The organism is Inquilinus sp., assembly GCF_057815775.1.
Map to the genome: position 1 here is coordinate 1 of NZ_JBYRFX010000140.1, position 10,641 is coordinate 10,641.

13 protein-coding genes are annotated in these 10,641 nt (G+C 65.9%); 12 read left to right on the top strand and 1 reads right to left on the bottom strand.

Translation table 11 applies throughout. The annotated features are described in order from the left end of the window. From AC3XYG_RS05040 to AC3XYG_RS05095, 12 genes are all read left to right on the top strand, one after another. The coding region (locus AC3XYG_RS05040) for a glutamine synthetase family protein (RefSeq protein WP_489138721.1) at positions 1 to 678 on the top strand (678 nt) is incomplete at its 5' end. Positions 679 to 931: 253 nt separating this feature from the next. Then, complete coding sequence (locus tag AC3XYG_RS05045; RefSeq protein WP_489138722.1) at positions 932 to 1,963, top strand: ABC transporter ATP-binding protein; 1,032 nt, start codon at positions 932 to 934, stop codon at positions 1,961 to 1,963. A gap of 13 nt (positions 1,964 to 1,976) precedes the next feature. Further along, the gene (locus AC3XYG_RS05050) at positions 1,977 to 2,867 is read left to right on the top strand and encodes an ABC transporter permease (protein ID WP_489138723.1); all 891 of its coding nucleotides are present in this window, start codon (positions 1,977 to 1,979) and stop codon (positions 2,865 to 2,867) included. Further along, on the top strand, positions 2,864 to 3,652 hold the full coding sequence (locus tag AC3XYG_RS05055; protein WP_489138724.1) for an ABC transporter permease: 789 nt from the start codon (positions 2,864 to 2,866) through the stop codon (positions 3,650 to 3,652). The genes AC3XYG_RS05050 and AC3XYG_RS05055 overlap by 4 nt, the downstream gene beginning before the upstream one ends. 20 nt (positions 3,653 to 3,672) lie before the next feature. Next, positions 3,673 to 4,719 carry an extracellular solute-binding protein gene (locus tag AC3XYG_RS05060; protein WP_489138725.1) on the top strand — a complete coding sequence of 349 codons (1,047 nt, stop codon included), beginning with the start codon at positions 3,673 to 3,675 and terminating at the stop codon, positions 4,717 to 4,719. 87 nt (positions 4,720 to 4,806) lie between these two features. Further along, positions 4,807 to 5,859 carry an extracellular solute-binding protein gene (locus AC3XYG_RS05065; RefSeq protein WP_489138726.1) on the top strand — a complete coding sequence of 351 codons (1,053 nt, stop codon included), beginning with the start codon at positions 4,807 to 4,809 and terminating at the stop codon, positions 5,857 to 5,859. 249 nt (positions 5,860 to 6,108) lie between these two features. Further along, positions 6,109 to 7,470, top strand: a complete 1,362-nt coding sequence (locus AC3XYG_RS05070) for an L-lactate MFS transporter (RefSeq protein ID WP_489138727.1) — start codon at positions 6,109 to 6,111, stop codon at positions 7,468 to 7,470. Between the two features lie 13 nt (positions 7,471 to 7,483). Continuing rightward, positions 7,484 to 7,576 (top strand): MFS transporter small subunit, encoded by a 93-nt coding sequence (locus AC3XYG_RS05075; RefSeq protein WP_489138728.1) that lies wholly within the window; start codon positions 7,484 to 7,486, stop codon positions 7,574 to 7,576. A gap of 167 nt (positions 7,577 to 7,743) precedes the next feature. Further along, positions 7,744 to 8,379: an ATP-dependent Clp protease proteolytic subunit gene (locus tag AC3XYG_RS05080; protein WP_489138729.1), complete on the top strand. Its 636-nt coding sequence runs from the start codon at positions 7,744 to 7,746 to the stop codon at positions 8,377 to 8,379. Continuing rightward, a complete protein-coding gene (locus tag AC3XYG_RS05085) occupies positions 8,369 to 8,929 on the top strand; it encodes a YcbK family protein (RefSeq protein WP_489138730.1) in 561 nt (186 codons plus the stop codon). The genes AC3XYG_RS05080 and AC3XYG_RS05085 overlap by 11 nt, the downstream gene beginning before the upstream one ends. Before the next feature lie 136 nt (positions 8,930 to 9,065). Further along, positions 9,066 to 9,680 carry an NAD(P)-dependent oxidoreductase gene (locus AC3XYG_RS05090; protein ID WP_489138731.1) on the top strand — a complete coding sequence of 205 codons (615 nt, stop codon included), beginning with the start codon at positions 9,066 to 9,068 and terminating at the stop codon, positions 9,678 to 9,680. A gap of 27 nt (positions 9,681 to 9,707) precedes the next feature. Then, positions 9,708 to 10,130, top strand: a complete 423-nt coding sequence (locus AC3XYG_RS05095; RefSeq protein WP_489138732.1) for a DoxX family protein — start codon at positions 9,708 to 9,710, stop codon at positions 10,128 to 10,130. 60 nt (positions 10,131 to 10,190) lie between these two features. On the opposite strand, the gene AC3XYG_RS05100 is transcribed toward AC3XYG_RS05095, so the two are convergent. Next, a partial coding sequence (locus AC3XYG_RS05100) for an agmatine deiminase family protein (RefSeq protein ID WP_489138733.1) occupies positions 10,191 to 10,641 on the bottom strand: 451 nt, incomplete at its 5' end.

Consider the following 10,641-nt stretch of genomic DNA (forward strand, 5'->3'; position numbering starts at 1 on the left):
ATGGTCGCCCAGGCCTACGGTAAGACGGCCACGTTCATGCCCAAGCCGATCATGAAGGACAACGGATCGGGCATGCACACGCACATCTCGATCTCGGATGGCGGCAAGCCGCTGTTCGCCGGCAACGGCTACGCCGGTCTGTCGGACATGTGCCTGTACTTCATCGGCGGCGTCATCAAGCACGCCAAGGCGCTCAACGCGTTCACCAACCCGACCACCAACAGCTACAAGCGGCTGGTGCCGGGCTACGAAGCGCCGGTGCTGCTTGCCTATTCGGCGCGCAACCGCTCGGCCTCGTGCCGCATCCCCTACGGCACCGGCCCCAAGGCGAAGCGCGTCGAAGTGCGCTTCCCCGATGCGCTCGCCAACCCGTATCTCGCCTATGCGGCGCTGATGATGGCGGGCATGGACGGCATCCAGAACAAGATCCATCCGGGCGAGGCGATGGACAAGAACCTGTACGACCTGCCGCCGGAAGAGCTGAAGAACGTCCCGACCGTCTGCGGCTCGCTGCGCGAGGCGCTGCTGGCGCTCGAGGCCGACCATGCCTTCCTGCTGAAGGGCGACGTGTTCAGCAAGGACATGATCGAGTCCTACATCGCGCTGAAGTGGGAAGAGGTTTACGCCTTCGAGCACACCCCGCACCCGATCGAGTTCCAGATGTACTACTCGGCCTGAGCCACGGCTTAGCCCGAACGAGAGAACCCCGCCGGCGACGGCGGGGTTTTTTCATGCCCGGATGCGAATGTCCGACATGACCGGCACGCCCGGGCTTGCGGTCCCCGCCGGCTCCTGCTGATATCGTTGTCATCGGCGCAGCGAGCTGACTCGGGTCGTTCAGAAGCCCGATCATCATGTGCGATGCCGCCAGGGGCTCCCGCCGGTCCGCCCCGGGTCTCGCGCCCTGCCCAAACAAAGAAATGAGGCCATCTTGACAGGGACGGCAATCGACGTGGTCGACGTCACCAAGGTGTTCGACGGCGGCCAGGACGGGGCGGTCAAAGCCCTGGACGGGGTTTCGGTCGAGATCCGTGACAATGAATTCTTCACCCTCTTGGGCCCGTCGGGCTGCGGCAAGACCACCCTGCTGCGCATGATCGCGGGATTCGAGGAGCCGAGCAGCGGCCACATCCTGCTGTACGGCAAGCCGATCGACGGGCTGCCGCCGCACAAGCGGCCGGTGAACACGGTGTTCCAGAGCTATGCGCTGTTCCCGCACATGACGGTGCGCGAGAACATCCGCTTCGGCCTGGAGATGAAGGGGACCGAGCGCGGCCGGGCCGAGGCCCGCGTCGCCGAGATGATCGCGCTGGTCAAGCTGACCGGCATGGAGAACCGCAAGCCGTCGCAGCTGTCCGGCGGCCAGCAGCAGCGCGTCGCCCTGGCCCGCGCCCTGGCCAGCGAGCCGCAGGTGCTGCTGCTGGACGAACCGCTCTCCGCACTCGACCTCAAGCTGCGCAAGGAGATGCAGATCGAGCTGAAGCGGCTGCAGACCGAGACCGGCATCACCTTCATCTTCGTCACGCACGACCAGGAAGAAGCGCTGACGATGTCGGACCGGATCGCTGTCATGAGCCAGGGCGAGATCCTGCAGGTCGGCGGCCCGCGCGAGATCTATGAGCGGCCGACGCGGCGTTTCGTCGCCAATTTCATCGGCGAGACCAACTTCTTCGATGGCGCCCTGGCCGCCGGGCTGGGCTGCGCCGATGGGGCCACCCTGACGGTGCGGCCGGAGCGTATCCAGCTGTCGTCCCAGCCGGGCCAAGCCGCCGGCCTCGGCGGCACGGTCGAGACGGTGGTCTATGTCGGCACCGACACCACCTATCACGTCCGGATGGCGGAGGGCGGATCCATGGTCACGGCGCGGCTGCAGAACCGGCCGGGCACCGAGCAGGGCTTCCAGCCCGGCGACCACGTCCTGGTCTCGATCCCGACCGGCGCTGGCCACGCCCTGGTCGACTGAGGGAGGCCGGCGCATGGCACGGGCAAGCCGGCTGCGGACCGCCGGGCTGATCGGCGTTCCGGTCGCCTTCATCATCATCTTCTTCGTCGTGCCGCTGGCGATCATGGCCGTCGTCTCCGTCGCCCAGCGCGGCGAATTCGGCGGCGTGCAGTGGAACACCTTCTCACTCGACGCCTATGTCAGGTTCTTCTACGAGCGCGACTTCGACGACAGCCTGATCTGGAACCCGGCCTATACGCAGATCCTGCTGCGGTCGGTCTGGCTGTCGCTGTTCACCACCGTGCTGTGCATCGTGATCGGCTTCCCGACCGCGCTGTACATGGCGATGCAGCCGCCACCGCGGCGCAACCTGCTGATCTTCCTGGTCACCATCCCGTTCTGGACCAACCTGCTGGTCCGCAACTACGCCTGGATCCTGATGCTGCGCTCCGGCGGGCTGATCGATTCGGCGCTGCAGGGAATGGGCCTGACCACGGGGTCGCTGAACCTGATGTACACCGAGACGGCAATCGCCATCGGCCTGACCTATTCCTTCCTGCCCTTCATGGTGCTGCCGATCTATTCCAGCCTGGAGAAGCTGGATTTCCGGCTGGTCGAGGCCGCCTATGACCTGGGCGCCGACAAATGGCGGGCGCTGCGCCGGGTGGTGGTGCCGCTGGCCATGCCGGGCATCGCCGCCGGCGCCATCCTGGTCTTCATCCCCTGCCTCGGCGCCTATGTGACGCCGGACCTGCTGGGCGGGTCGAAGTCGATGATGATCGGCAATTTGATCCAGAACCAGTTCGGCTCGTCCCGCAACTGGCCGTTCGGCGCCGCCCTGTCCTTCGCCCTGCTGGCGATCGTGCTGCTGGCGATGGTGCTGTACCTGGTCCGCTTCCGCGGTGCGCCGCAGGTGTCGAAATGAGCGCCGCGCACAGCCTGCGGCGCTTCCCCGGTGTCCGGGCCACCGCCTGGGTGTTCTTCGCCTATCTTTACATCCCGATCGTGGTGCTGCTGGTGCTGGCCTTCAACGCCGGCAGCTCGGCGACGATCTGGGAGGGCTTCAGCACCCGCTGGTTCGGCGTCGTGCTGGGCAATCCGGACATCCTGCGGGCGGCGAAGAATTCGCTGATCGTGGCCTCGGTGTCCGCCGTTGTCTCGACGCTGATGGCGATCCCGGCGGCGGTCGGCATGGCCCGGCGGCGCTTCCGCGGCCAGAACGCGGTCAGCGCCCTGATCGCCATGCCGCTGGTGGTGCCGGAGGTGGTGACGGCGGTGGCGACGCTGCTGTTCTTCACGGCCATCGCCCTGCCGCTGGGCCTCAGCACCATCATCCTGGCCCATGTCGTGTTCTGCATTCCCTTCGCCTACCTGCCGATCCGGGCGCGGCTGGAGGGCATGGACCCGAGCCTGGCCGAGGCCGCGTCGGACCTCTACGCCACGCCCTGGCGCAGCTTCCGCCGGGTGACGCTGCCGCTGCTGTGGCCCGGCATTCTGTCGGGGCTGATGCTGGCCTTCATCATCTCGCTCGACGATTTCGTCATCACCTTCTTCGTCTCCGGCGCCGGGGCCACCACCCTGCCGATCTACATCTACGGCATGATCCGCATCGGCGTGACGCCCGAGGTGAATGCCATCTCCGCCCTGATGCTGCTGATCTCGATCGTCTTCGTCGCCCTGTCCTGGGCGGTGGGGCGCGCACGAACCTGACACTGGCCCGGGAGGCCACGATGCTGTTCCGACGCGACTGCCTGGCTGCTGCCCTGTCGGCGGCGGTTTTCCTCGCCAGCCCCGCGGCCCATGCCGCAGGCGACCTGTTCCTGTTCAGCTGGACGAACTACACCGACCCGCAGTTGCTCAAGAAGTTCGAGGCCGAGACCGGCATCAAGGTCACGCTCGACGTCTATGATTCGAACGAGACGCTGCTGGCCAAGCTGCAGGCCGGCGGGGCCAGCTACGACGTCATCGTGCCGTCCGACTACATGGTCGACATCATGGTGAAAGCCGGCCTGCTGCAGGAGATCGACGTCGCCCAGATGCCGGGCTTCGCCAATGTCGTCGCCCCGCACGACAAGCCCTGGTACGACCCGGAGCGGAAGTACTCGGCGCCCTACATGTGGGGCACCACCGGCTTCGCCTATGACAGCGCCAAGGTGCAGGGCCCGGTCGACGACAGCTGGTGGTCGATCTTCAATCCGGACGGCCCGTTCAAGGGCCATCTGGCGATGATGAACGACTCGGTCGAGGTGTTCAACGCGGCCGCCTACTACCTCGGCATCGACCGCTGCACCGAGAGCAGCGAGGACGCCGGCAAGATCTTCAAGCTGCTGGAGGCGCAGAAGCCGGCCGTCGCCCTGTACAACTCCGACGGCTCGGTCGACCGCATGGTGGCGGGCGAGGTGGTCGCCCACATGCAATGGAACGGCGCCGCGCACCGCACCAAGATGCAGCGCTCGAGCGTGGTCTTCGTCTATCCGAAGGAGGGCCTGAGCCTGTGGGCCGACAATCTGGTCGTGCCGAAGGATGCGAAGAACCCGGAAAACGCCAAGACCTTCATCGCCTGGATGCTGAAGCCGGAGAACGCCGGCGCCGCCTCCAACTTCACCACCTACATGAACGCGATCAAGGGATCGGAGGCCTTCATGGACAAGGCGCTGAGCAGCGACCCGGCGATCAACATGCCCGCCGAGGACATCCAGCGGCTGCGGCCGGCGAAGAACTGTTCGCCCGCCGCGGTCGATTTGCGCGACCGCGTCTGGACCCGCCTCAAATCCTGAGGTGGCCCAGGCGCCATTCCCGGGCCCCGAACGTCGGTGGGGCCGGGGCACGATCATCATAATCCGACGACAACAGGAGGGTTCACCATGGGATCAGCAAGACAGCTTCTGCTCGCCGCTGTCGCCGCGGCCGGGACATTGGTGGCGGCGACGGCCGCCCAGGCCGCCGGCGAGCTCTATTTCTACAACTGGTCGAACTACTATCCGCCCGAGCTGCTGGCCAAGTTCGAGAAGGAGACCGGCATCAAGGTCACCCTCGACGTCTATGATTCGAACGAGACGCTGCTGGCCAAGCTGCAGGCCGGCGCCACCGGCTACGACGTCGTCGTGCCGTCCGACTACATGGTCCAGATCCTGATCAAGCAGAATCTGCTGCAGGAGATCGACGCCGGCCAGATGGCCGATTTCAAGAATGTCGGCGCACCGCACGACAAGCCCTGGTACGACCCGGAGCGGAAGTATTCGGCGCCTTACATGTGGGGCACCACCGGCTTCAGCTACGACAGCGCCAAGGTCGAAGGCGGCAAGGTCGATGACAGCTGGTGGTCGATCCTCAACCCCGACGGCCCGTTCAAGGGCAAGCTCGGCATGATGAACGACCCGGTCGAGGTCTATAAGGCGGCGGCGATGTATCTCGGCATCAACTACTGCACCGAGAACAGCGAGGATGCCGGCAAGATCTTCAAGGTGCTGGAGGCCCAGAAGCCGGCCGTCGCCCTGTACAATTCCGACGGCACGATCGAGCGCATGATCGCCGGCGAGGTCGTCGCCCACATGCAGTGGAACGGTGCGGCACACCGCACCAAGGAAGGCCGCTCGACCGTGGTCTATGTCTATCCGAAGGAAGGCATCAACTTCTGGAACGACAATTTCGCCGTGCCGGTCGGGGCGAAGAACGTCGAGAACGCCAAGATCTTCATCGATTGGATGATGAAGCCCGAAAACATCGCCATCGCCACCAACTTCACCGGCTACAACAACGCCATCAAGGGTTCGCCCGAATTCATGGACCCGAAGCTGCGCGACGACCCGGCCGTGAACACGCCGCCGGAGCTGCTGAGCCGGCTGAACGCGAACCAGAACTGCTCGCCGGCAGCGATCGACCTGCGCGACCGCGTCTGGACCCGCCTGAAATCCTGACCTGACTGTCGACCCGTGCCCCGGCGAACCGCCCTGCCCCACCGCAGGGCGGTTTTTCGTTGGGGAATCGCTTCCGCCAAGACAAATGACAGACCGTTACTGATCTGATTGCGGCTGAAACGCCGTTTCGGATGACGATTTTCACATAAAATCCTATCGTCATTTGAGGTGCCCTGATTCGGGGAGCCAGCCGACACCGCAATGTCGTCCCCGAAGGGCGTGAAACGGTTTCTCAGGGAGACGGACCCCATGGGCTTCTTTGCCAGGGAGCGGACGATTGCGCCGCCCGGCTATAACAGATGGCTGGTGCCGCCCGCGGCGCTTTCGATCCATCTGTGCATCGGCCAGGCCTATGCCTTCAGCGTGTTCAACGGGCCGCTGACCAAGCTGATCGGCATCACCGCGCCGGGCGCCGGCGACTGGGGCCTGCCGGAGCTGGGCTGGATCTTCTCGATCGCCATCGTCTTTCTCGGCCTGTCCGCCGCCTTCGGCGGGCGCTGGGTCGAAACCGGCGGGCCGCGGCGGGCGATGTTCCTGTCGGCCTGCTGCTTCGGCGGAGGCTTCCTGGTCGCGTCGGTCGGCGTCCAGACCCACATGCTGTGGCTGGTCTATCTCGGCTATGGCGTGATCGGCGGCATCGGCCTCGGCATCGGCTACATCTCGCCGGTCTCGACCCTGATCAAATGGTTCCCGGACCGGCCGGGCATGGCCACCGGCCTGGCGATCATGGGCTTCGGGGGCGGCGCCCTGATCGGGTCGCCCCTGGCGGTCGCGCTGATGAACCACTTCACCACACCGACATCGGTCGGTGTGGTCGAGACCTTCGTCACCATGGGCATCGTCTATTTCATCGTGATGATGTTCGGCATGACCATCGTGCGGGTGCCGGCCGTGGGTTGGAAACCCGCCGGCTATGTCGCACCGAGTCAGCCGAAGAAGCTGGTCACCACCTCCGACGTGCATGTCGACACCGCGATCAAGACGCCGCAGTTCTGGCTGCTGTGGCTCGTGCTGTGCATGAACGTCACGGCCGGCATCGGCGTGCTGAGCCAGGCGTCGGTGATGAGCCAGGAGATGTTCCCGGGCGTGATCACCCCGACCGCCGCCGCCGGCTTCGTCGGGCTGCTGAGCCTGTTCAACATGGCCGGCCGCTTCGTCTGGTCGTCGACCTCCGATTTCATCGGCCGCAAGGTGACCTACGCCATCTACTTCGCACTCGGCATCGTGCTGTACGCCGTTGTGCCCTGGGCCGGGCAGATCGGCAGCGTCGCCCTGTTCGTCGCCTGCTACGCCGTGATCCTGAGCATGTATGGCGGCGGCTTCGCCACCATCCCGGCCTATCTCCGCGACATGTTCGGCACCATGCATGTCGGCGCCATCCATGGCCGGCTGCTGACCGCCTGGTCGGTCGCCGGCGTGCTCGGGCCGGTGCTGATCAACTACATCAGGCAGTACCAGGTCGATCGCGGCGTGCCGGCCTCGGCCGCCTATTCCGAGACGATGTACATCATGGCCGGGCTGCTGGTGATCGGCTTCATCAGCAATGCGCTGGTCAGCGCGGTCAACTCCCGCCACCACTATCGCGGGGATGCGGCAGCAGCCGCCCATTGAGGGAGGATCGACCATGCGCGTGCTCGCCTACTGGCTCGTCGTCGGCATCCCGCTGCTCTACGGCGTGATCATGACCCTGAACAACGCCGCCCAGCTGTTCCGCTGACCGGCGTCCCACGAGATCCCGAGGAGAGATTTGCGGCTGGCCGAGGCGATCGGCCGGCCGCATCCGATCGCCGCGGGCCGGAATTCCGCCGCACTGGTTGCACAGCGGGGGCCGGCACGCTACCTCTTGGGATCTGATATATTCTCTCGAGTGACAGGATCCCCCAGATGGTCGACCGCCCGTTCCCACCGCGTCTCGACGACGAGGAGGAAGAGGAAGAGGAAGAGCGCCCCGAAAAGGAGAAGAAGGAGGAGCTCGGCCCACAGATCGGCAACATCCTCTTCAAGAACCGGACGGTGCTGCTGTTCGGCGAAATCTCGATGAAGGTGGCGCATGCCATCACCGCCCAGCTGCTGGCGCTGGCGGCCGATGACGACAAGAAGCCGATCCGGCTTGTGATCAATTCGCCCGGCGGCCATGTCGAGGCCGGCGACACCATCCACGACATGATCCGCTTCATCGGACCGGCGGTTCAGGTGCTGGGCACCGGCTGGGTGGCCAGTGCCGGTGCGCACATCTACCTCGCCGCGACCAAGGAGAACCGCCTCTCCCTGCCCAACACCCGCTTCCTGCTGCACCAGCCGTCCGGCGGCGCCGGTGGCCGGGCGGTCGATATCGACATCCAGGCGCGCGAGATCATCAAGATGCGCCGCCGCCTGAACGAGATCATCGCCAAGGAGACCGGCCAGCCGATCGAGCGGGTCGAGCGCGACACCGACCGCGACTACTGGATGTCGGCCCAGGAGGCGAAGGATTACGGCGTCGTGGGCCGGATCATCAACACCCTGAAGGATGCCGGCTGATCCGGTTCAGCTGACGCGGCGGCGGGCCCTGATCGGGCTCGCCGCCCTTCCCTTTTGCGCCGCGGCCGCCCCCGCCATCGACCGGCCGGGCGAGCGGCGCCTCAAGCTCTACAACCCCCACACCGACGAACGCTTCGACGACGTCTATGCCGTCGACAATGCCTATCAGCCTGCAGCGACCCAGCGGCTGAACTGGCTGCTGCGCGACCATCATGTCGACGTGGCGACGGAGATGGACCCCGGCGTGTTCGACCTGCTGTGGTCGATGGCGCAGCGCTACCAAGCCGCCAAGGGCAGCCGGGTGACGATCAACCTGCATTCCGGCTACCGCACCCCCGAGACCAACGAGGCGCTGCGCCCCGAGGGCGCGGCACGGAACAGCCTGCACCTGCAGGGCAAGGCCGTGGATCTCTCGGTCCAAGGCTATGGCATGGTGTTCCTGGCCAACCATGCCCGGGCCGTCGCCACCGGCGGCCTCGGCCTGTACTGGCGGTCGGACTTCGTGCATCTCGACACCGGGCCGAAGCGCATCTGGTACAAGCGCTACTGAGCGCCACTCCTGAACGCCACCGGCCGGGTCGGGCATTCCACAGTGCCTCGGTTACTTTCAACGCCCTTCTTGCGCACCGCACTGTGAATAGCGAGTTTCCGTCGGTACCTTTCGATACCGACTGACGGAGACATCCATGACGAACATCGCGTTGATCGGGGCCAGCGGCAATGTCGGCTCCAAGATCCTGGCCGAGGCCCTGAACCGGGGACACACGGTCACCGGCATCGTCCGCAACCCGGAGAAGCTTTCGCCGCAGGCGGGGCTGACGGCGAAGCGCGGCGACGTGTCCGACGCCAAAGGGTTGGCGGCGCTGCTGGCCGGCCATGATGCCGTGATCAGCTCGTTGCATTTCAGCGCCTCCGACCCGGCGCTGCTGCTGCAGGCGGTCCGGGACTCGGGCGTGAAGCGCTATCTCGTGGTCGGCGGCGCCGGCAGCCTGGAGGTCGCCCCCGGCAAGGCGCTGGTGGACACGCCGGACTTCCCCGCCGCCTACAAGGGAGAGGCGTCCAAGGGCCGGGATTACCTCGCTCTGTTACGGGGTGTAACCGATCTCGACTGGACCTTCCTGTCCCCCTCGGCGATCATCGCGCCGGGCGAGCGCACCGGCAAATTCCGGCTTGGCAGCGACCAGCTTCTGGTCGGGGCCGACGGGCAGAGCCGGATCAGCCAGGAAGACTATGCCATCGCCCTGATCGACGAGTTGGAGAAGCCAGCGCATCGCCAGCAGCGCTTCACCGTCGGCTACTGACCCCCCTCTCGAACCAGGAGACGATTTGTGGCCAGTGTGACCACGGACTTCGACCGGAGCTGGGCACCGCGCGTGCTCAGCATCCTGCGCATCGCCGCGGGCCTGTTCTTCCTGCAGCACGGCATGGCCAAGCTGCTCGGCTTCCCCCATGTCGCGTATTTCGACGGCCTGCAGCTGTTCTCGCTCGAAGGCCTGGCCGGGGTGCTGGAGATTGTCGGCAGCCTGCTGTTGATCGTCGGCCTGTTCACCCGGCCGGTCGCCTTCATCCTGTCGGGTGAGATGGCCGTGGCCTATTTCATGGCCCATGCGCCCGGCGGCTTCTTTCCGCTGCTGAACCAGGGCGAGCTGGCGGCGCTGTACAGCTTCCTGTTCCTCTACTTCGCCGCCGCCGGTGGCGGCGCCTGGAGCCTGGATGCGGCACTGCGCGGGTCCCGCACGGCAACGGCCTGATTGTGCTGACGTTGGTTGGGGTGGCGGTTGCAACCCCAACCAACCCCGGGCCGTGCCTGCCTACGGCGACGGCTGCTGCTGGGTGATGCAGTGGATGCCGCCGCCGCCCAGGAAGATGTCGCGGGCGTGGACCTGGACCACGCGGCGGTTCGGGAAGGCGTCGCGGATGATGCGGAAGGCGCGCTCGTCCTCCGCCACGTCGAAGGCCGGCATCACGATGCCGCCATTGGCGATGTAGAAGTTGGTGTAGGACAGCGTAAGGCGGACGCCGTTGTGATCGCGCCGTTCCGGCTGGCGCAGCGTGACCACTTCGATCTCCCGGCCGTTCGCGTCGCGGGCGGCTTTCAGACGGTCCAGGTTGTCTTGGAAGACCTTGAAGTTGGCGTCGCCGGTGTCGTCGGTCGTCAGCGCAAGGACCAATCCCGGACGCGCGAAGCAGGCGATCTCGTCGATATGACCGTCGGTTTCGTCCAACTCATAGCCTTGGCCCAGCCAGATCACCTGCCGGATG

Coding starts and splice junctions, on each gene's coding strand:
- AC3XYG_RS05050 (WP_489138723.1), top strand. CDS start 1,977: ATGGCACGGGCAAGCCGGCTGCGGACCGCCGGGCTGATCGGCGTTCCG.
- AC3XYG_RS05055 (WP_489138724.1), top strand. CDS start 2,864: ATGAGCGCCGCGCACAGCCTGCGGCGCTTCCCCGGTGTCCGGGCCACC.
- AC3XYG_RS05060 (WP_489138725.1), top strand. CDS start 3,673: ATGCTGTTCCGACGCGACTGCCTGGCTGCTGCCCTGTCGGCGGCGGTT.
- AC3XYG_RS05065 (WP_489138726.1), top strand. CDS start 4,807: ATGGGATCAGCAAGACAGCTTCTGCTCGCCGCTGTCGCCGCGGCCGGG.
- AC3XYG_RS05070 (WP_489138727.1), top strand. CDS start 6,109: ATGGGCTTCTTTGCCAGGGAGCGGACGATTGCGCCGCCCGGCTATAAC.
- AC3XYG_RS05075 (WP_489138728.1), top strand. CDS start 7,484: ATGCGCGTGCTCGCCTACTGGCTCGTCGTCGGCATCCCGCTGCTCTAC.
- AC3XYG_RS05080 (WP_489138729.1), top strand. CDS start 7,744: ATGGTCGACCGCCCGTTCCCACCGCGTCTCGACGACGAGGAGGAAGAG.
- AC3XYG_RS05085 (WP_489138730.1), top strand. CDS start 8,369: ATGCCGGCTGATCCGGTTCAGCTGACGCGGCGGCGGGCCCTGATCGGG.
- AC3XYG_RS05090 (WP_489138731.1), top strand. CDS start 9,066: ATGACGAACATCGCGTTGATCGGGGCCAGCGGCAATGTCGGCTCCAAG.